This is a genomic window from Bacteroidia bacterium, assembly GCA_040880525.1.
In the GTDB taxonomy this organism is placed as follows: Bacteria; Bacteroidota; Bacteroidia; order CAILMK01; family JBBDIG01; genus JBBDIG01.
Window position 1 is genome coordinate 1 of the sequence record JBBDIG010000060.1, and the last position, 22,417, is coordinate 22,417.

Annotated in this window: 14 protein-coding genes; 9 read left to right on the forward strand and 5 right to left on the reverse strand. The window is 44.9% G+C overall.

Annotation, left to right across the window (positions count from 1 at the left end):
• Positions 1 to 307: 307 nt before the first annotated feature.
• Entirely contained in the window at positions 308 to 1,819 is a 1,512-nt protein-coding gene (locus tag WD077_16135) for a carboxypeptidase M32 (GenBank protein MEX0968763.1), read from the reverse strand.
• Positions 1,820 to 1,900: 81 nt separating this feature from the next.
• Here WD077_16135 and WD077_16140 point away from each other — a divergent pair, with 81 nt between their 5' ends.
• From WD077_16140 to WD077_16170, 7 genes are all read left to right on the forward strand, one after another.
• Complete coding sequence (locus tag WD077_16140) at positions 1,901 to 2,788, forward strand: zinc-dependent peptidase (GenBank protein ID MEX0968764.1); 888 nt, start codon at positions 1,901 to 1,903, stop codon at positions 2,786 to 2,788.
• 156 nt (positions 2,789 to 2,944) lie between these two features.
• Positions 2,945 to 3,238: a glucose-6-phosphate dehydrogenase gene (locus WD077_16145; protein MEX0968765.1), complete on the forward strand. Its 294-nt coding sequence runs from the start codon at positions 2,945 to 2,947 to the stop codon at positions 3,236 to 3,238.
• A gap of 71 nt (positions 3,239 to 3,309) precedes the next feature.
• Positions 3,310 to 3,516 carry a hypothetical protein gene (locus WD077_16150; GenBank protein MEX0968766.1) on the forward strand — a complete coding sequence of 69 codons (207 nt, stop codon included), beginning with the start codon at positions 3,310 to 3,312 and terminating at the stop codon, positions 3,514 to 3,516.
• Between the two features lie 31 nt (positions 3,517 to 3,547).
• Positions 3,548 to 4,294, forward strand: a complete 747-nt coding sequence (locus WD077_16155; protein MEX0968767.1) for a hypothetical protein — start codon at positions 3,548 to 3,550, stop codon at positions 4,292 to 4,294.
• Between the two features lie 79 nt (positions 4,295 to 4,373).
• Entirely contained in the window at positions 4,374 to 7,160 is a 2,787-nt protein-coding gene (locus WD077_16160; GenBank protein MEX0968768.1) for a hypothetical protein, read from the forward strand.
• 613 nt (positions 7,161 to 7,773) lie between these two features.
• Positions 7,774 to 9,714: a hypothetical protein gene (locus tag WD077_16165; GenBank protein ID MEX0968769.1), complete on the forward strand. Its 1,941-nt coding sequence runs from the start codon at positions 7,774 to 7,776 to the stop codon at positions 9,712 to 9,714.
• Between the two features lie 547 nt (positions 9,715 to 10,261).
• Positions 10,262 to 11,683 carry a T9SS type A sorting domain-containing protein gene (locus WD077_16170; protein ID MEX0968770.1) on the forward strand — a complete coding sequence of 474 codons (1,422 nt, stop codon included), beginning with the start codon at positions 10,262 to 10,264 and terminating at the stop codon, positions 11,681 to 11,683.
• Between the two features lie 135 nt (positions 11,684 to 11,818).
• Here the strand turns inward: WD077_16170 and WD077_16175 are convergent, their stop codons facing one another.
• The 3 genes from WD077_16175 to WD077_16185 form a co-directional block, all read right to left on the reverse strand.
• Positions 11,819 to 16,831, reverse strand: a complete 5,013-nt coding sequence (locus tag WD077_16175; protein MEX0968771.1) for a PAS domain S-box protein — start codon at positions 16,829 to 16,831, stop codon at positions 11,819 to 11,821.
• Between the two features lie 556 nt (positions 16,832 to 17,387).
• On the reverse strand, positions 17,388 to 19,160 hold the full coding sequence (sppA, locus tag WD077_16180) for a signal peptide peptidase SppA (GenBank protein MEX0968772.1): 1,773 nt from the start codon (positions 19,158 to 19,160) through the stop codon (positions 17,388 to 17,390).
• 133 nt (positions 19,161 to 19,293) lie between these two features.
• Positions 19,294 to 20,223, reverse strand: a complete 930-nt coding sequence (locus tag WD077_16185) for a M23 family metallopeptidase (GenBank protein MEX0968773.1) — start codon at positions 20,221 to 20,223, stop codon at positions 19,294 to 19,296.
• A gap of 173 nt (positions 20,224 to 20,396) precedes the next feature.
• Here WD077_16185 and paaD point away from each other — a divergent pair, with 173 nt between their 5' ends.
• Both paaD and WD077_16195 read left to right on the forward strand, forming a co-directional pair.
• Positions 20,397 to 20,876, forward strand: coding sequence for a 1,2-phenylacetyl-CoA epoxidase subunit PaaD (paaD, locus tag WD077_16190; GenBank protein MEX0968774.1), 480 nt, complete (start codon positions 20,397 to 20,399; stop codon positions 20,874 to 20,876).
• Positions 20,877 to 20,889: 13 nt separating this feature from the next.
• Complete coding sequence (locus tag WD077_16195; protein MEX0968775.1) at positions 20,890 to 21,534, forward strand: hypothetical protein; 645 nt, start codon at positions 20,890 to 20,892, stop codon at positions 21,532 to 21,534.
• 77 nt (positions 21,535 to 21,611) lie between these two features.
• Here the strand turns inward: WD077_16195 and WD077_16200 are convergent, their stop codons facing one another.
• Positions 21,612 to 22,406, reverse strand: a complete 795-nt coding sequence (locus WD077_16200; protein MEX0968776.1) for a (Fe-S)-binding protein — start codon at positions 22,404 to 22,406, stop codon at positions 21,612 to 21,614.
• Positions 22,407 to 22,417 lie beyond the last annotated feature (11 nt).

Here is a 22,417-nt window from a genome sequence, read left to right on the forward strand (position 1 = left end):
CCAAAACGAATTAAATCAGCACTTTAGAATTGCGATCTAAAAGCCTATACCTAAATCTTATTTTCATTTATTTAAATTTTAGTAAAACTAAAAAATATTTCAAATCCTCTTTTAGCGGTCGTAAAACCCCATACTCATAAGATATTATTAAGGTTGTACCAAAAGTGCTGGGCTACCAGGCTTATTCTGAAAAGAGTTCAAATATTTGCTGCTCCTAAGTATTTAAAAATATCTGCGAAAACCCGTTCACGTTCAATCCGTTCCATCCGCGTTCCCATCATTTAATAAAGAAATTTTTTTAACGAACTTATTTAATACCGTATACTATTCGATATTTCTTGCGCGCATATTCATCGAAATACTTGTAATTTAATGGCTCACCGGTAACTTGCTCGCAAAGCTCTTTGGAGGTAAAAAGGCGGCCATGCGCAAAGATGTTCTTCTTAAGCCACTTCAGGAGGGGCTTGTAGTGCTTATGACGGATATGCTCATCCAGGTCGGGAATGGCTTTTTCGGCAGCGGCATAAAACTGAGCACCGTAAAGGCTGCCGAGAGAATAAGTGGGGAAATAGCCAATGTCGCCATGTGCCCAATGCAGGTCCTGCAAAACTCCCCGGTTATCGTCCGGCACTTCCAGGCCCAGATACTTCTGGTATTTTTCTTTCCAGCCCTGCGGCAGATAGCTTACTTCCATGGCTCCGCTGATCAATTCCTTTTCCAGTTCATAGCGAATAAGAATGTGGAAATGGTAGGTAATTTCATCAGCGGAGGTACGGATAAAGGAAGGACGGACCTGGTTAATGGCCCTGAAGAAATCGAAGGCACTGATGTCTTTAAGTACTTCAGGAAAATAATTGCTGATGAGTTGGTAGTATCCATTTACAAAAGCCTCCGACCGGCCTACCTGGTTTTCCCACAGCCGCGACTGCGATTCATGGATGCTCAATGAAGCGGCCTCTCCTCCCGGCAGGCCATATTCCTTCAGGCTGAGCCCCTGGCCATATAGCCCATGGCCTACTTCATGGATCACGCTGCTGAGGCTTTCCATCAGGTCTTCTTCCTGGATGCGAGTGGTGATGCGCACATCGCGGGGATTCAGGTCGAGCGAAAAAGGATGAGCAGAAAGGTCGAGGCGGCCACGGCTGAAGTCAAATCCAAATTCACTGGCAATGACGCGGCACAGGTCGAGCTGCTTCTGGCGGGGGAACACCATCTTTAACGAAGGAGGCGCAGTGGCACGTGCCCCCCTGATCTCATCCAGGAGCTTGCCCAGTTGATGTTTAAGTCCGGTGAAAACCTCGTCCAATTCCACCACAGTCAGTCCCTTTTCATAGTTGTTCAGCAATGCATCGTAAGGATGATCTTTATAGCCAAGCAACTGCGCCTGTTCGCGTTTCAGTGCCACAATTTGCTCCAGGTGTGGCTCCAGCAGCCGGAAATTATTTTCCTTTTGAGCATCTACCCAGCCCTGATGGCTTTTGGCTACGGCCTCTGAAAGCCGCACCACAAATTCGGAAGGCAACCGCTTTTCCTGCTGGTAATCTTCCATTGAGCGCTGCACGTTCATTTGCTGATGGTTGTTCAGTGTATCATCATCGAGCAGCGAGGCAAGCACATCATAATAGTCCTCTGACACCGCCATTTCATGATGCTGCGCAGCCATCCGGGAGATTTGCCGGGCACGGAATGCATTGGCGGCTGAAGGCATATTCACCTCCTGGTCCCACTGCATCAGGGCAATGATCTTTTCCAGATCGGCAATTTCCGTTAGCATCTTGCGGTATTTCTCATACCGGTTGTGGATTGGAGCGGATGTCATAGCAATGTTTTGAGGTTCAGTTGAAAATTTTCAAATATAAAGAGGAACTAAATCAGAAGTTTAAACTGCATTTTTGCGAACATGCCAAAACAGACAGAATCCATTCCTTATGATTCCTTGCCGGATACCCTGCGGGCGCTGATTGATCACCTCATTCAGCGACCAAGTCAACAGCCGGAAGATGAATTTTCCACGGCATTTCTTGCAGGCGCACTGATCGCTATTTTCGTAATTGCCGGCATCATAATTTTCATGTATTCGGTTCATTTGGTAGAAGGTCAAATTGCTTTCCATGCAAAGTTGAAGGAGCGGGAGCGGCAGGTATTAAAAGAATACTTCCGCTATTATCATACGCTGTCAATGGAAAGCCGGATACTTTTTGAGAAGCGGCTGGCCATGTTTATGTCACTGAAAAAATTCCGGTCGAAGCAGGGATTTGCCAATCCGCTGGAGGCAAGGGTGCTTGTTTCCGCTGTGGCAATTCAGCTTTCTATGGGACTGCCTAAATTCACGTTGCCGCACTTCAGGAATATTTTTATTTTTCCCGAAGCGTATTATTCACACATCACGGAGCGCTACCACAAAGGGGAGGTAAACCTGAACGGACGAATCGTTATCTCATGGAAAGATTTCATTTTAGGAATGAAACATCCTGAAGATGGCCTGCACGTGGGGATTCATGAATTTGCTCATGCTTTTTATTTTGAAAATTATATTGACAATGATGATTATTTATTTATAGATGATGTGGCGTTTAAAAGATACTTCGCGCTGGCAACAGGGGAAATTGATAAAATAAAGAAAAAATTACCCAGCTTCATTCGCGAATATGCTGCGACCAATGAACAGGAGTTTTTTGCCGTTACTACCGAGCATTTTTTCGAGCAACCGGCAGATATGAAGATGAAATTACCTGAACTGTATGATGCACTTGCCCAGGTGTGGAACCAGGATCCTGCGGCTTATTGATAATATTTGAATTTATTTTGAAATTTGCAACAGACAAAGAATAAAAGAGCGCGTCTTTACATCACTCGCTATTGCAAATGCCGTTGGATACAAAATCAAAAGGAATATTTAACATTAAATATTAAAAAGTATAAACGAATAAAACGGTTTTGATTAATGGAAAAATTTAAAAATAAATACCGCATTCCTTCAGCCCGCGCCCAGTGGTGGGATTATGGATGGAACGGTGCGTATTTCATTACGATTTGCACCAAAGACCGGGAATGGCTTTTTGGGGAAATTATAGACGGGAATATGAATTTTTTTACCAACGGCCATTTTGCCCATGCCTGTTGGCAGGAAATCGCCAATCAATTTTCATTTGCGGATTTGGGCGATTTTATCGTCATGCCTAACCATGTACATGGTTTTTCATTATTGACAAACCGAATGGTGGACGTGATTCCGTAGAGACGCGATTAATCGCGTCTCTACGGTCGCAATCGCCACAACCAGGCGGTTTTGTCGGGAATAAAAATCCAATGTTTCACGAAAATATTTCGCGTATTGTCCGATGGTACAAGGGACGTTGTTCGTTTGAAATGCGGAAAACCTGTCCCGATTTTGCCTGGCAATCCCGTTTCCATGACCGAATCATCCGAAACGATGAGGAATACCAGCGCATTTCAGATTACATCATCACCAATCCCCAATATTGGGATTGGGATAAATTCAATTCGGATAAATGAAAAAATTAAATCCTTATAAAGAATTAAAATAATGAAACAAGCAACAATTTATATTATATTTTTATTCGCGCTAAGTGGTTGCGGATTGGCGTATCGTGTTATTCTTGGAATAGATACAACACTCACCTGGAAATCAAAGCAGGAAATTGAAAAAGACTTTGACAAGCAGAATATACCTGCGGGATCCAGGTATATTTTGGATACCGCAACTTACGCGAATGCCATTAAATCTGAATTTAGAATAGAATTAAAAAAGATGACTGATGATACTGTAACATTTGATTCTGTTCAGGCAAAATTGCTCAAAACGGTGGCGAAGGATGATTTGCAGCCTGTGCAGGTAAGGTATTTCGATAATTCGTTGCAACAAATATTTAAGCAGGTAAACTGCTACATTCGGGTAATTCCGATGAGTTGGAACGTTGACAATAGTTTCGACACTTTTCCACCTCGAATTTCTATGCCTGCATTGAACCACCGGCCCAAACCGCTGGACTACTTTCTACCGCATCTCCTGACGCTGGAAGGAGAACCGGTTACTCAGGAAAATTTGGAAACGGCAGATTACTATGTACTAATTTTTTGGAATTCATTTATGAAAAGGCCTTCAAAAAAGCTGATCAGGACGGTGAAAAGTAATATAGCAAAGAATCCTGATCGTAAAATCGTGATTTTGTACGTGAATAACTATAACGCTGAAATTTGGGACAAACTGGATCCTTCCCAAAAAGCATTGTACAAGGAATACCTTGAATCGGGAAATGAGATACATCGGTGACTAGGAAGAAATCCCTTTTAACAATATACATGGCGCAAAAACGTATGAGATATTGTTTTTAGCCTATTAACTTCCCCCGATGAAAATTTTAATTGCCCCGCTATATATCCTCCTGTTGCTCCCAATGGCGCTTATTGCGCAAAATGATGTTGGGCGCGTAACCGGATTTTTGAAAGATTCTGCAACCCATGTCCCTGTTGATGTGGCCACTATTGCCGTATTTGCCGTTGCAGATTCCTCGGTTGTTAATTTCGGGTTGACCGACAAAGACGGAGGTTTCGAACTCTCACGGCTACCGTTGAACCTGGACCTGCGGCTCCTCGTATCGCATGTATTGTATGGCAAGTCTACTTACGATTTTATCCTTACGGAAACCAATCCGGTCAAGGATTTCGACACGCTTTTCCTGGCGGAGGGCGTGATGCATTTAAAGGCAGCCGAAATAGTATGGGAGCAGCCACCTATAACGGTGAGAAACGATACGTTGGAATTCAACGCTGCTTCATTTAAGACCCGGCCCGGCTCAATGGTGGAGGAGCTTTTAAAGCGGCTTCCAGGCGTGGAGGTAAACCGTGACGGGCAAATCATTGCCAATGGAAAGGTGGTGACCAAAATAATGCTTGATGGAAAGGATTTCTTTGGGAGCGATCCTGTAACAGTGATGAAGAACCTGCCAAGTATGATCATTGACAAAGTGCAGATTACGGATGAGAAAGATGATTTTGGTGAGGTAACGGAAGAGAATAATGCGGTGATCAACCTAACGGTGAGAGCGGGTTCAAAAAAGGGACAATTCGGGAAAGTATTTGGGGGCTACGGCACAGACCAACGGTATGAAGGTGGGCTGTTATGGAATTTTTTCAGGGACACCACCCAGATCAGCATCATCGGGTACGCAAATAACCTGAGCGAGGCCAGCTTTTCCATGACGGACCTCACCCAGCTTGGCGGTTTTGACCGCGGGCAACGCATATTTTATTCTTACGATGATGGCTCTTATGGCATCAATGGATTCAGGCTTGGCGGTGGCAGGGGAGTAACGGAATCATCAGGGGGCGGCATCAACGTTAACCATGACTTGCCTAAGAAGCTATCACTCAACCTCTCGTATTTCATTGGCTATAGCAATTCGCAGTTTGAAATGCAGAGCGACAGGGAAAACTATCTTGCCGATTCTACACTGATGACTTCGCAGTATACGCTCGCAAACCCTACCTCGCTGAACCATAACGGGCAGGCGCAGATTGTCTGGACGCCTGACACGATTAACCGGTTTGAAATCAGGCCCAATCTCAGGTTGAGCACGGGGATAGAGGATCATATAACCGACACCCGCAATTCCTATCTGCAATCCACCGATACCAATGTTGTTCGCAACAGCTATAATGATGAGGATAACAGTTGGAGTGGGTCCATAAGGGCAATATACAGGCGAAGGGTAAAGGAAAAATATTCGTTTAGCTTCAGTTCTTTTGCCAGCAGATATGAGGCTGAAGCTGACGGGACAAACCTGATAGAAGAAGGGCTGCTGGCGTTCCCATTAGGTTTTGATGAACAGTTTCAAACCAGAACAAACACAAGCAGGAGACTGGGCACCACCAACTCCATTTATTTTAGCAAAGACCTGAAAAAAGATTGGGAGGCTGGCGTGAGGGCCAGCCACGAATGGTCAACAAATGACCGGAGAATTTTCACCCTCGGGTATGATAGTATCACTGATGAAAACCCGGTGTTGCTGGAGCAATTCAGCACCGACTTTACTGAAGACCGGAACGAAATGAAACTTACCCCTTTTGTGGGCAAAAAGTTTGGCGATTGGCAGGTACAGCTTCAACCGGAGTTGCGTTCTCAAACACTGCATACCGCCATCCAAAATTCTGATAGTTCCGGCATTCATCGTGAAAAAACCTTTTTTAATCCAGGGCTACAGGTTCACCGTAGGGGCGCAGGATTTTATTTCAGGGCGAATTATGATTACAATTATCGGTTCCCACGTTCCAATGAACTTATTGGCGCGGCCGATAATAGGAATCCAAACTACTTGCGACTGGGAAACCCATCCCTGGCTGGTTATTTCATCCACAGTTTTAATATGTATCTCAATAAAACCACAAAGAGCAAAATCAGCCTTTACTTCAGTGCCAATCTTGGATTAAATCAGGGTGATATAATCAGCAGTACCCGCTACACTTCAGAAGGCGTTCAGATATTATCATACGTAAATACTGAGAAAAAGGGCCAGAATGGATATACGTATGGGAATATTCGCAAGTCGTTTAAAATTAAGAAGGAGTGGGAGCTGATACCTGTGATTAGCTTCAATGCATCCTTTAACAACGGCTACAGGAGCATTAATCAGCGCGTGCTTTCAAGTCAAAACTATAACCTCCGGCCCGGTCTTTCGCTGGGAATCGTAAACCCTGATAAAATAGACCTGCGGCTGGCTTACAACAGGGTTACTGCATTTTCGCAAACAGCCGAGGTCACTACCGGCTTCAACTCCTCCAGCCGGCACAGTGCGCAGGCTGACGCGTGGGTAGCCATTACCAAAAGATGGTGGTTCGAGAGCAAATTGTCGGTAGTATACCAGCCATTGCACGATGCAGCATTCAGCCTGGAAGATTCCTACAAACTCTGGAGTCTTTCCATCACCCGCACTTTCTTCAAGAACAACCAGGCGCAGCTAAGGCTGAGTGTATATGATGTATTGCTTCAAAACAGGAACCTTGAACAGGAAGTAGGCCCCAACTATGTGGAGTATAGCAGCAACAACGCGGTGACGCGCTATGCAATGCTCTCATTCGTTTACAATCTTCATAAGTTCAAGACCACAGGCCGCACCAAGCGCGGGTTTGAATTTTGGTAAATAACAATAATTCTAACTCTTTTTATTTGTCTTTTCGATAGAGGAAGGAATTGCGGGTTGTCCGTTATTTGCATGATAATTTTCTGTTAACTGAAATGTAAATACACAAACTATATTTAATAAAACTATCATTTTTTACAATAAATAATATTTATTAACGGGGGTCGTTGTTTCATAATTTTTAATATTATTGGTTGATAATAAATCCTTTAATCATTTATCATGGTGGACTTAGAACACTAATAATATAGCTAAAAAAATATATAAAAACGGCATCCGAATAAGCCCTGAACAGGCACTGTCAGAAAGATAGAGAATAATTTGTATCAATACCAGACTGTGGAAGTTTTGGTTGTCCCGGGCACTTTCTGGGATAAAGTGAGGATTATCAATTTACTCCAAAATGAGGCTTGGCTGGATGGGATCTTGATTAATTTGTATTTTTCAAAGAAATCAAAAATATTGTAATAATATCTAAACACTTGCCAATGATATGCTGTTTCTTTGCCTTAGATGATGTTAACTCCTTACATAACTACATCATTGAAAAGGCCAGGCAAACCACTTGATGGAATCAGAAGCATTTTTTTACACCATTTAAATACTTTTCATTATGAAACAACTAGCCAAAAAGCGATCGTATGAACACTTTCCAAATCGGTCGTTTCTTCATTTTTTCAACAGGTGTTCAGCCTGGCCCGTGTGGAGCGGCATTCTCCTCGTCTTATTATTCCTGTTTCCGGTCAGTTCGGAAGCATCCCATTTTAAGGGTGGGCAGATCACTTATGAATATCTGACAAGCGGACCCAATGCCGGATGCTACGCGGTGGAAGTCCGCAGCTATTGGAGGTCGGGACTTAATGACCAATTTGGCTCTCTGTCCTACTCAGGTTCTCCTAGCACTACTGGGTTAGCATTCATTAGCAGAACATTACTGGCAGATGGAATTACTCGTGAAGTAATTCAACGCGATACTGCCTGCTGGGGTTCCAGCGGTCTTTATACGATTACGACAACTACCGGCTGCTGCCGCTATTCAGGTAGCGATGTTCCTCAGTCTCCCCAAAATTTCAGCTCTAATGATGATTATCGCTTGCAGGCAGCGGTGAACCATGTGGTCGGCAATGGAAATTCATCACCCGAATTTTTTGATATACCCATCTTCACGTTCGTAGAGAACAATCCCGTTAACCTGAATTTCAACTTTGTGGATGCTGAAGGAGATGATCAAAGATTATCATTAACAACACCTTTTGATGTTCCCACAGCCAATTCAGATGCGCTGAATAACCATACAGGATCTCCCGGGATTTTACAGGCATCCGGTACTACTTTTCAGTGGAATGAACCTGATGATCAAGGTGTGTACGTTTTCTCAGTGTTAGTGGAAGACACGCAGGGAGGATCACCCACCGGTGCTTTTGTGCAGAGAGATTTTACATTGCTGGTGGTGCCAACCGGGGCCAATAACGCTCCGCAACTCACCCCTTGCTCTACTCAAACCATTAACGAGGGACAAACAGCCACATTCAGCCCTAGTGCCACTGACCCTGACGGAGGTGATGTAGTTACCCTTCAGGCGAATGGCGTTCCTTTAACTATGGGAGGCACTTTCTCACAAACTTCAGGAAATCCGGCAACCGGTTCTTTCTCCTGGACAACAGGAAGTGGTGATGCAGGTTCGTACATTATGCAGTTTGTGGCTACCGATAATGGTTCACCACAGCTCTCTGATGTACAGAATTGCCAGATTGTGGTAAATACGGCTGCAGCACCACCGCCACCACCACCAGCAGTTGTAGGAGGAGATAGTCTCTGTCAAAAGATTTTACCGAGTGATGGTGAAGGCAGCGATCGGTTTGGAAAAGCCGTAGCTATCAATGGTCCGGAAGCTATCGTAGGTTCTCATCGCCATCAGGATAATGGAAGAGGTTCAGGCGCTGCTTATGTTTTCACCAATATGGGAGGAACCTGGATGGAAGAGGGTGAACTTTTGGCCAGCGATGGTGATGCCGGTGATCAGTTCGGGTCTGCTGTTGACATTTCTGGCGACTACGCCATTGTAGGTGCCCATTATGACGACAAACCTGCCGGATTTGCATCGGGCTCGGCCTACATTTTCCACAGAAGCGGTGGCGTATGGTCCCAACAAGCGAAACTGGTATCCAGCGATATTCATATTGCCGACTTTTTTGGATTCAGCGTTGCTATCTGCGACAGCTATGCTGTAATAGGAGCATTGGGAGATGATGACCTGGGTGGAGCGTCAGGATCAGTATATGTTTTCAAGAGATCTGGTGCTGTCTGGACCCAGGTTGCCAAATTAAACGCCAGCGATGGTAATGGAAATGATTATTTCGGTTTTGATGTGGATATTGATATGGCTTGCGATGACATTATTGTTGGCGCCCACCGCAACAGCGATGATGGTACTCATTCGGGCTCAGCCTATATCTTCAATCGCACAGGTGCTTCATGGAGCCAGACCGCTCATCTCAAAGCCTCGGATGCGGCTGCACGGGATTCTTTCGGATTCTCTGTAGATATTATATGATGGCCACGCCATCATAGGAGCGCCCGGAGATGATGATAGTGGCTCCAACTCCGGATCAGCATACATTTTTGAAAACACTGGCGGTACCTGGACAGAAGCAGACAAGCTTGTTGCTTCTGACGGTGAAGCGCATGACTTATTTGGCTGGTCAGTAGGCATTACAAACGGCATTGCCAATGTAGGCGCCTGGGGCGAAGATGAAGAAGGTACAGAAGCAGGTGCTAGCTATGTTTATCTGAACAGTGGAGGAAGCTGGTTCGAAAGCCGCAAACTTATTCCTGCGGAACTAGAGGCTTATGACCACTTCGGATATAGTTCAGGAGTATCTGGTGATTTTGCCATTATAGGCGCTAAAGGAGACGATGATATCGGTTCTTTCGGAGGTGCTGCTTATATCTGTCTGCTTACAGAGCCTAAAGATACACTGTTCGCTTCTGATGCAGAATCAACTGACCGCCTGGGCTTCTCCAGCGATATAAAGGGCACTTATGCCATTGCCGGCACTCCTAATGAGAGCGATACCGGTGCTGCGTATGTATATCACAAAATGGGAAGTGATTGGCCACAACAGGCCAAACTAACGGCTTCTGACGGAGACATGAACGATAATTTCGGATGGTCAACAGGAATTACAGACAACTATGCAATTGTCGGGGCACCGAACAATACAGATGCAGGTTTTGCAACCGGTGCAGCTTATATTTTTGAACGCACCGGAAGCACCTGGACAGAACTGGCCAAGTTGCTTGCCCCAACTTCAAAAGGCGGAGATTTCTTCGGATACTCAGTGGCCATAGCGGATGAGTATGCCGTGGTAGGCGCATTGGGCAATGATGATGAAGGAACACAAGCAGGGGCAGCCTACGTGTATATGCGTTCGGGCTCTGTATGGACTTTGGTTGATACGCTTTATGCCACTGATCCCGATGTTAATGATTACTTCGGATTCAGCGTGGATATAGATGAAGACGGTGAGAACATTATTGTAGGGGCACCCCGCAATGACGATGGAGGCTCTAACTCTGGAGCAGCGTATGTTTATCATCGCTCAGGCTCCGTTTGGATGTCAGAGGGAAAATTACTGGCCACGGATGATGATGCTCAGGATTCGTTAGGGTTTAGTGTTGCTATAGCAGGAGACTATGCCATAGCCGGAGCCATAGGTGATGACGAGACCGCATCGAATGCCGGGGCTGCTTATATCTTTAACCGTAGCGGAGGTGTATGGAGCCAGCAGGAAAAACTGATGGCAAGTGACGGAAGTTCGGACGATTTGTTTGGCTATAGTGTCGGTACCGATGGAATGTGGGCAGCAGTAGGTGCTCCATTTGAAGATGATTCAGCGATGGATGCCGGAGCACTGTATGCATTCCTGCGCAGCGGAGGTAGCTGGACGGAAACTGCAAAATACAAAGCAGCCGATCCGGACATGAATGATGAAATGGGATTGTCTTCTGCAGTATCTGATGGCCGTGCAATTGTAGGCATTCCAGGAGATGACACGAAAGCTCCAAATGCCGGTGCGGCCTGCATCATTAATCTTTCCGGAAGTGCAGCACCAGCCGCATCACCAATGCTGGTACCGGACAACGAGGACAATTTCCTCACTTCTCTGGAGGATGTTAGCGCTGAAGAAGAAGCCGGCTTAGAGGCTGTTGCAGATGAAGAAACCGAGGAAGAGATCGGAACTGAAACGATTGAGAACCGAATTGTTACCACGCAGTTGCCTTATCCAAACCCAACCCGTGGCGAATTCAATTTCATGCTTCATTCTGACGAGCCGGGAGACGTGCGCCTGGAGATCGTAAGCATGAGCGGCAAGCTGGTATTGCGGGATATGCTACAGGTACATCAAGGCAATACAACGCACCGCATTGATTTAAGCCGTGAAAAAGGTGGTATTTATCTCGTAAACTTATTCTTCAGCAATGGAGAGCGAGTAATGCACCGGGTGGTTGTTCAGCGATAGCGCTATCACCTGCATTTTTCAGAAAGGAGGTTGCCCGCACTCAGCAGGCAACCTCTTTTTTTTTTACCTATATTCCAGGAAAAAGAAACCGTTATTCTCTTTTTATTCATCAAATAAAATAATACTGCTATTCTTTTAAAAGCCGTACTTTATTGGATCAATAATACCGGAAGATGGTTCTATTACCCTGCAGAGTTCCGAGGCTTTATCTGTCATATCATGTATGACTTCGTCCAGCTTTTCAGAGGATTCCTGAATAAGCCGAAATAGTGATTCCTTACTAATATCCTGATAATCTTCCTCTTCTAAAATGTTGATCAACCCTGTTAAGCGTGCCAGCGGTGCGCGTACCACGTGGGATTGGATCCAGGCAATTTCCCGCAGGCGGGTATTCTGATCCTCTATTGCTTTCAGGTGCTCGGTGCGCTCCGTGATGTCCTTTGAAAAACATGCGGCTCCACAAACATTTCCGTTATGGTCAAAGATAGGATTGAGTGTAATCAGCCGGATTTCCCGCTGTCCTTCTCTGAAGTATTCCTCGGTAATATTTAAAGTTTCCTGGCTAAAAGTTTTTTCATAGTAATTATGCCAGTCTTCCACCATTTGAGGAGCCATTAGTTTTTCTACACGTTTATCACTTAAAATATTTATTCCCAATTCAAAATCAAAACCCGTTATTGACTTCATTCTTTGAAGATATGGAGCATTTGCTGAGGTCAATTTCAAATCCAGGTCCACCTCCCAGATCATATCCTGCGTGCTGTTGGCAATGGATTCCTGAAGGTTTTTGGTCGCGACCAATTCAATATTTCGTTCTTTTTCTCTGGTAATATTTTTAAAATATACAGAAAGTCCCTCCGGCTTAGGAAATGCGGAAATTTCTATCCATATTTTATACAATGGCAAGTACTCCTCAAATGAACGTACCTCCTGGTGTTGCATTGCCGTTTCATATTCTGTGTATATTCTCTGGTAGTGTGAATCATCAAATTGTTCCCACAAATTGCGGCCAAGAATTTCTTCCTTGGGTATTTTAAACATCTGTTCTGCAGCTTTATTCCAGTACGTTACCGTCCAGCATTTATCCACTGCAAAAAATCCATCAGTAATGCTTTCAAGGATTTCCCTGCGCTCCTCTTCGGCTTTTTTCTGGGCATGGATGTCCTGGATACTTCCAAAAATCCTGACACATTTTCCACCAGCAAACTCTCCTTTTCCAAGAGCCCTTACCCATTTTAATTTTCCCTTAGCCGTTGTAATCCGCAATTCCACATCATAGGGGGTACCCTTTTCGATCGTTTCATTCACAATCTTCCTGATCATTTCCTGATCTTTATAATAGCTTAATGCAGAATCAGGATCAGGTTCAAAATTTAACGGAACCTCATGTATTTCTTTTGTAATGTCGGTCCAGCTAAGTTTATTCCGGATAAGATCCATTTCCCAGCCCCCGATTTTCGTAAGTTTATGGACTTCATCGAGAAGGGTTTCCAGTTTTTTCTGCTCCGTTATGTCCTGTGCGATCCCTTCCAGTTTTAAGGGCTTTCCTTTCGGATCTCTGATGACTCTCATTTTCTGAGAAACCCATTTCACCTTACCTCCGGGTGTAATGATCCGATTCTGGTAATCATAGAAAGCCTCGTCAGGGAAGACGGTATCAAGATCACGAGTCATCAACCATTGATCTTCAGGATGTACGGTAGCAAGAAAGCTCATAAACGTAGGTTTGAAAAATTCCGGATCCTGCTCCCATATCCTGTAGGTTTCTTCTGCCCATATCCCTTGGTCTTTTTCCATATCATGAGTCCAGTAACCAAGTTTTGCAATAGCCTGCGCAGTTTTAAGCTGAGCATTGCTGTGTTTTAAGGTTTCCTCAATTTTTTTCTTTTCCGTAACATCTTTTGCAATTGCATATATAAGTTGCTCTTCCGGCACAACCGTACCAGTCCAGGCAAGCCATTTTGTCTGCCCAGTCCGGGTCACGATCCTGCATTCAAAATAGTTGCTGGAGTCCACCGTATTTATATTGGTCATTTCTACAGCCACAAGTTGGTAATCATCAGGATGAATAAAATGAGATAGGGGCAGCGTAAGCATTTCTTGTTCAGTATACCCTGTAATTGTCGTAAATGCCGGGTTTGCTTTTTTACAGCGCCCGTCAAATCCTATGATGCATAACATATCCGGAGACATGCTGAAGAATTTTTCAAGTTCATCTTCCGTTTTCTTGCGTTGCAATTCAGTTCCGAGTTGGCTGCTTACATTTTTAAAAATGCTGAAACTCTCCTTCAGTTTCTTTTTATTATTCGAGACAAAAACAAATACGGCAATCACCTTTTCATTATAAAATATGGGGAAGCTGCAAACTGCACAAACCCCTGAACCGGTAAGGTCATTTTTGTTTTGTGTGATATAGGAGGTGTTGTCCGTCCGGAATTGAGGGACTCCTTTCTGCCAGGTTTCGCCAGGCAAGCTATCCCCTTTTTCGAGTGAGGTATTTTCTGCTGAATGTTGAAAAGAACATTCAGGATTATCTTCACTGTGCCACTGGCTGACCAGGTTAAGTTTTTCATCATTTATAGAAGTAACCCACGCTTCAGCCACAGGAAGATTAAGAAATCCGCCCAGGATGCTCAAAACGTCTGTCAGCCTCTCTCGGAGCGTTCCCGGTATACAAAGCGTATGGCTGATGGCTACTGCAATGTTTTGTTGTTTTTCCAGATTCTTCTGCTCTGTAATATCACGGGCAGCTCCGATGAGCCGGATGGCCTTTTCATCTTCATTCCTTATAATATATCCTTTGTCATATACATAAGCAAAGCTGCCGTCAGCCCGCCTGAAGCGATATTCATTTTCGCAAAAGTTTTCGGTGGGATCACCCAATTTATCTAAAAGCTGACGGGTGGCAATTACGAGATCATCCGGATGAATATTGTTTTTCCAGAAATGTTTTTGTTTCGCCTGCTCCTGGGAATAACCAAAAAACAAACCCAGTGAGTCGTCCGGTCTGTGTACCTCTCCCTTTATCAGATCAAGGTCATAGATCACGTCTTGCGTAGCCTTGCAGGCCAGGCGATAGCGCTCATTGCTCAGCTTTAGTTCATTTTCCTTTATCACCATGTCCGTCACGTCCCGTGAATTCACCACAATGCCGCCTACTGCCGGGTCATCAGATAGATCAGTGGCGATCGTCTCCAGCCAGTGCCAGTTATCTTCACTATTTCTGAATCGAAAAGTACCCAAATGCTTGCGCTCTCCCGGGGTCAGTGTCGCTAATTGCTTGTAAATACGGTCTTTGTCATCAGGATGTATGAAACTAAATCCGTTGTTACTTAGAAACTCTTTCTCATCAATGCCTAAAATAGCTGAAGAGGAATCGCTGACGAATAGGTAATTGCCTTCTCTGTCAAGGATCGCGATCATGTCCGAGCTTTCTTGTACCAGCGCCTTGAATCTCCGCTCGCTGGCTTTCAATAACATGTCGTGCCGTTCCTGTGCAGTAATATCCCTTATTACCGTAAGATGCACTCCGGGCAAAACATTGGCAGTAGCCTTATAGCTGCCAACAATTGTCATATTATCTTTCCGCTTTAATTCAATTCTTCCCTGCTCTGAACCCTTATTAATAAATGATTCCCAGATTTGCCGGAATTGATTTTCATCCTCAATGCCTGTAATTTCAGATACAGTTTTGCTGTTTATTTCGGCAATGGAATAGCCAAGCATTTCTGCAGCGGCTTTATTGCAGTCAATGTAGCGACCCTCATCATCTGCAAGTAAAATGGCCTCACTTGTTTGATCAAAAATGGCCTTGAATTTTTCCGAAGTATTCTTTCTTTCCGTAATATCCAAGGAAACTCCGTCAATCCACTGAAGCTTTCCATCGGCATTATAGACCCCATTGCCTCTTTCTTCCACCCATTTTATTTCGCCACTCCGGCAAATTATACGGTATTGCAAATAAAATGATTCGCCTTGCTTTAATGCTTTAATGACATCGTAGGTACTTGTCAGATCTTCGGGATGGATGATGCTTGCATAAGTACGCACCCGGTTGTCAATAAAATCATCCGGAGGATAACCGGTCAGCCTTTCTACTTCGTCACTGATAAACTGGATGGTCCATTCCGAATCAGGTTTACACCGGTAGGAAATTCCCGGGATGTTGTTTATGACTGATTGCAGCCGTTCCTGGCTTTCTTTTGCCATTGCTGATGAGAGCCGCTTGTCAATTGCCGCAGCAAAATTAACCGCGAGTGTTTTCAGAAAATCTATTTCATTTTCATCCCATTCGCGCGTGCTGGTACAATCGTCATACCCGAGGAAACCATGAAAATGGTTTTTAATAAATATTGGCAACAAAAGACATGACTGGATATTCTGAGACATCAGCAAATTCCTGAAATCGCCATCCGGTAATTGAGCTGTATTGACGGAAAAATGCTTTCTGATTTTAAGTGGAGCAACAAATTCCTTTACTGCCTCAAAAGGAATGTTCTGAAGATCGGGATTATTGATTTGAGTCAGGACCGAGTCCCGGCTCCATTCTATGCGCTGGCTGGAAAAGCGCTCACCGGTCAGTTTATTTTCGCTGTTCTCGAAGTAATAAACCCTGTCAGCCGAAGCTGCCTCTCCAATAATTGCAAAAGCATTGTGTAGGGCATCTTCCCAGTTTTCATAATCCACCAATGCCATATTAAAAGCCGCGATTGCCTGAAGTTGTTTCAGATACATTTTTTCACGCTGCGTTGCCCTGATTTTTTTCACCGCGCGCTTCATTGACGCTGAAAGGTCTTTTATATGGCTTTTTAATATAATATCTGAAGCACCCGCCCGCATGGCTTCCATAATTTTTTCTCCACCTGCTTCTTCAGCCAATAGAATTAACGGGATGCTGTCCTTCTTTTCACGAAGAATGGCCAGTAGTTCCAGATCGGTCATTCCATCCGGTTCTATATCGGCAATGATCAGCCCTGGCCTGAAGTCCTCAAGGAGACGAACATAAGTAGTGCTGTTGTGGGCTGCTTTTATTGTAAAGTCATTTGCAGCACCATTAAGCTGGCCCTGAATCCATTGATGGGAATCATGGTTTATACTGAAAACAAGTACTTTGGTTTTAATAGAGTGATCCGGGATTTTTATGGTCATAGTTTAATAACGTATAATCGAATTTTCTATAATGAATAATCTCTTTATTTTTCAATTTCAAAGATGCCTGGGCAATGCCATTTTTCCTGCCAACATAATATTGAGAATCACTTTAAAGCGGCTGGAATGACTTTGCACAGGAAATCCGGTTTGAATTTTAAATCGTCAGAAAATACCTGTATTTACAACTAATAACCACAATCAATTACATGACTTCAGAACTTGCACAACCCTGCTCAATGTTGCAAAACCCTCCTGCGGGAGGCGGATGATCATGGCAATCTCTACTGGCTGGTTATCGGAATTTCCTCCCTTTTACCGCATCGGTTGATCCTGAATTGCATGGAATTCCTCATATCACTCCTGCTTAAAGCAGTGCCCTCCAATAACTTCCGCAAGTTGTGGGCGATCCGGTTAAAGATAATAGCAGTTTGCAGCAGAAGCTTACACTTCCAAGCTAAATTCAGAAAAGCGTATAAAAAGAGGAATTAATCAAAATGAGTTCGTGAGGTAGGATTTTACCTCCTGGTAGGGTCTGGAAAATTCTGCGATATTTTTATTGAATATCCAGATTGTACGGCATAAGGGCCTGAATGCCTTTCCGTTCTTTTAGCGCCTGTACCTGCCTGTAGAGTTCGTAATCCTCTTGCAGAGAACTTTTGAGAATATAGGTTCTTGCCTGGCCGGAGAGATCACTGATGATTTTCTCGAAAGGGTTCTTCCTTTCCGGTAATATTCTGATCTGGTACTTATCTAGTCCGGCACTTCTGGCGGCTATGGCGAGGGCGCTGTCAAGGCCACCCATCACGTCTACCAGGCCGCGATCGCGCGCCTGAAGGCCGGTCCAGACGCGGCCCTGGCCGATAGAATCTACAAAGGCAGTATCGAGTCCTCGGCCTTCGCCAACTTTGGTTATGAAATCAGCGTAAATGTTATTCACCAGGTGCTGGATGATCTGGCGTTCCTCGGGGCGCAATTCCCGGTTAGGATTTCCCAGGTCGGCATAAGGGCCTGTGCAGTAGCGGTCAAATGTAATTCCGAGCTTGTCCTCCCAGAATTTCTCCAGCCCTGGCAGCAGCGCAAATACGCCAATTGAACCCGTAACGGTATTGGGCTCGGCAACGATTGTATCAGCAGCGCAGGCTATGTAATACCCGCCAGAAGCCGCCACATCACCCATCGAAACGATGACCGGTTTTGCTTCTTTGGCCAACACCATTTCCCGCCAAATCACATCTGACGCCAGGGCACTGCCTCCGGGAGAGTTCACCCTCAGGACAATTGCCTTGATATCATCGTCCTTCCGGGCTTTGCGAATTGCTTTGCTCAGGCTCTCGCTGCCTATGGATTGCTCATCACCTTCGCCCATTCCTATTTCGCCAACGGCATAGATCAGGGCTATTTTATCTTTTGCGCTCTCCTTCTTGTCTTTCTTATTGAATTCTTTGAGGGTCAGCAGATTCAGGTCCTTATCCTCTTCTACGTCCAATCTTGCTTTTAATTTTTCAGTCACCTGGTCGCGGTAAGCCAGGCCATCTATCATCCTGTACTGAAGCGCTTGTTGAGGGTTCACTACCAATGCACTGTCTGCGATCCTGCGCAATTCCGCCACACTAAGGCCACGGCTGTCACTTACATTTTGTAAATAATGAGTGTACATGCTTTCAACCAGTGCCTTCATCTGTTCGCGATTTTCATCGCTCATATCTTCACGAATAAATGGCTCCACTGCGCTCTTGAATTTTCCCACTTTGATAACGCGGGCCTCAATATTCAACTTTTCAAGTGTTCCTTTGAAAAATGCCAGTTCTGAAGCGAATCCGGTGAAAGCAACCATTCCTTCCGGTTGCATGAAAATGCTGTCAGCCATGCTGCTGAGCAGGTAAGTTTTTTGAGACAATACATCGCTGTAGGCGTATATGAATTTACCGGATTTCTTGAAATCCAAAAGGGCATTACGCACTTCCTCAAGCGTAGCATTGCGGCCTGAAAAAAAACTGAGGTCCAGGTAAATGCCTTTGATGCGGTCATCATCTGCTGCCTGCCTGATGTTGTCCGTTATATCTTTGAGCGACAAGGGCTTTTCGCGGTCACCAAGTATAAATGCAAGTTGCTGAAAGGGGTCATCGCTGGTACGTTCCACAATTGGAAAATCCAGCTTCAGATGAAGAATTGAATTGGATTTAATATCTGCTTCATCGCTTTTGTCTCCAAAAGATGCCGAGGCAATGATGATCCCGATAAAGATCATAAACAGAAGAGATAGTATGATTTGCGAAAGGATGAGTCCAACGATGGTGGCGAGTACGTATTTAAAAAAGTCTTTCATAGCACAGGTTAATTTATGGCGTCAAAGATAAATAGTTAGGATTACTCTCAGTTATGCATTCCGCAACCCTCAGGAATTTTTTTGATGCGGAATTTAGGGCCGCATCCTGACCAGAAACGATCAGGAAATAAATTTACCGGATCAATGAATTCATAACAGGAAAACGACCATTGATGAGCATTGGAATGGCAATGTACTCTCCTGCCGAATCCAGTTGGTAGGCTTGCATGTGGAGGTGTGGCTCAATAGAATAGCCTGAATTGCCTACCTCTCCAAGCGGCTGGCCTGACTTTACGGTGTCTCCTTCCTTCACGAAAACCCGGCCTTCCCGAAGGTGGCCGGTCAATACATTCACCTCTCCACAGCGTACCACAACGTTGTTGCCTGCAGGATTTTCATAGTTCAGCACGCCAATCTCATTTTCTGCTTCATCCCTCACCACAGAAACGATTGTTCCGTTGCAGGGAGAATAAAGCGTATCGCCATAAATCCGGTAGGCCTGCAGCGAATCAGGCAGAAATTGGGAGGCCCTGAAACCCAGGTTATCTACTTTCACCACATCAATGGCGTAGCGATATTTCTGCACTTTGAAATAATGGTGAAAAAAATTTGTGACGCCACTGTTCCCTCCTTGTATGACGACATACTTGCCTTTTCCAAAGGGCGATTCCAGGGCCACCGGATCACCACTATACCAATATCCTCTTATTACCCAAAAATTTAAAATAAGGCCCAGCCCCAGCCCAATGAGAATATAGATAGTACCCAGATAAAAGCTAAAGCCTTTCCGTACCCAGAACTTATGGCTCCAGGTTTTATACACCGATACCATGAAAAGCACTACGAAAATGCCGCTAAGAATGTAGCGCAGATAGTAATTGCCAAATCCCCAGGGAATGGCAAGAAACACGAACAATATCCAGGTGAAGCTGCTGAGCACCTTCAGTAAATATGTAACGCGGTCATGGCTTTTGCCCGCTACCAGCCAAACGATCGCAATAAAAGGAATGGCCAGGGAAATAGCTCCCAGGATCAGCGGGAGCGCGCGCACCAGTTCAGTCATAGGTTTTATTAACTTGTTGCAAATATCTTCGGTTTTTGCAATAAGCAGTTTGATCTAATGATTTGTGAATCCAGGTTTGGAAGCTCCGGTATTTCATGCTGTACTAACTTTACCGAAATTATTCGGGCTGACTGGATGAACCGGCAACATAAAAAGAAGTTTTGGAAAATTTAATGTTGGAAAAAATAAAAGAAGCAATTAAGGAAGTGAAGGATCCTGAGATCCCGGTTCTTTCTATTGTTGACCTGGGTATCATTACGCAACTGGAGGTTGACGAAGAAGGCAATGTATTCGTGCGGATGACGCCCACCTTTGCCGGATGCCCGGCCATGGAAATGATGCGACAAGAGGTAGAAGAGAAATTGACCGGCCTGGAAGGAGTGGCCTCGGTAAAAGTAAAAGTTGATTTTAAGGAACACTGGACCAGCAACCGCATCAGCGAAGAAGGGCGCGAAACCATCCGCAAGTTTGGCCTGGCTCCACCGGTGCACGTGGAGGGCGAGTTTGACCTGAACCGGCTAAAGGATGCTGCCTGCCCATACTGCGGTGGATCGGACACAACTATGAATTCTCCCTTTGGCCCTACACTTTGCCGTTCCATCCATTATTGCTATGATTGTAAAGAAACATTTGAACAATTTAAACCGGTATAAAAATATTATGGCATTGAGATTTCCAATCCTCTGGATCTCCCTTCTTCTGGTATTTTCGGCTTCCTGCAGCCATAAGGTCAATTTAAGTGGAGTGAAAGCCGCAATGATAACTCCTGAAAAGGTGCACCGTCAGGGAAGAATGCCAAATTACCTGCACATTACGCCAGGTCCCGAACTGGTGGAGCACTACGGGATGCAATACGAAGAAAAGCTGCGGGAATGGGGTGCCCAGATATTGCGCTTCCCCGAACCTAATGCAGCACCTCCAACCTTTGATAGCGGAACTGTGATCATCTCCGTAAGAAATTTGATCATAAGGGAAGCAGTGGAAGTGGATACACCCAATGCTAATATGGACGACATAGCTGATGGAAGCATGGCTGCAATAGTAGATTACAGGTATTCTGCCACCACGCATATCATTATCAGCAAGGCAGGAAGCGATGCAGAACCGCAGCAGATAAGCGTTACCTCCGAGGCCGATCCTGAAGCCCAAAAGAGACCGTTCCTCAAACGCATTTTCGGACCCAAAGAGCCGGAGCCCGAGAAAGTCGAGATCATCAATGAACAGGTATTTCTGAACTTAGTAGAAATCAACGGGCGGCTGGCCGGAAGAAAAACAGCCAAAGCCATCAAAAAAATGTATAAGAAAAAGTGACCTTTTAAACCATTAAAATGGTTTGGGTTCAGATTGGATTATTGGAACCCATGGTTTAAACCGTGGGTTATGGGTTCTTAAAGGTCTTGCGCCTGGGCGATTAGTTCGGCCACATCCCATACTTTTACGTCTTCTTCCTTGTCTTTTTCCTTTACCCCATCGCTGAGCATCGTCATGCAAAAAGGGCAGGCCGAAGCCACAACCGGTGCTTCAGTGCCGAGGGCTTCTTCAATGCGCTCAATATTAATGTCCTTCTTGCCTGACTCCGGTTCCTTGAACATTTGGGCACCTCCGGCTCCGCAGCAGAGGCCATTGCTACGGCTGCGCTTCATTTCCACCAGTTCGGCATCAAGTGCTTTGATGATTTGTCGCGGAGCCTCATAAATTCCGTTTCCCCTACCAAGAAAGCAGGAATCGTGGAAAGTGATCCTGCGGCCTTTAAAGGCTTTTCCATCTTCGATTTTTATTCGGCCATCGTCAATAAGCTGCTGCAAAAGTTCCGTGTGGTGAATCACCTCATAATTGCCGCCAAGTTCCGGGTATTCGTTTTTCAGGATATTAAAACAATGTGGGCAGGCGGTAACGATTTTCTTCACTTCATAACCATTTAATGTCTGAATATTCATCGCGGCCATCATCTGGAAAACGAATTCGTTACCTGCTCTGCGAGCTGGATCACCGGTGCAGTTCTCCTCAGCCCCGAGCACGGCATACTTAATCCCTGTATGGTGCAATATCTTCACAAATGCTTTGGTGATCTTCTGCGCGCGCTGATCGAAACTGCCGGAACATCCTACCCAAAACAGGATATCGGGTGTTTCACCATTTGACAGCATCTCAGACATTGTGGGTACTTTTATTTGCTCTGCCATGTTATTTTATT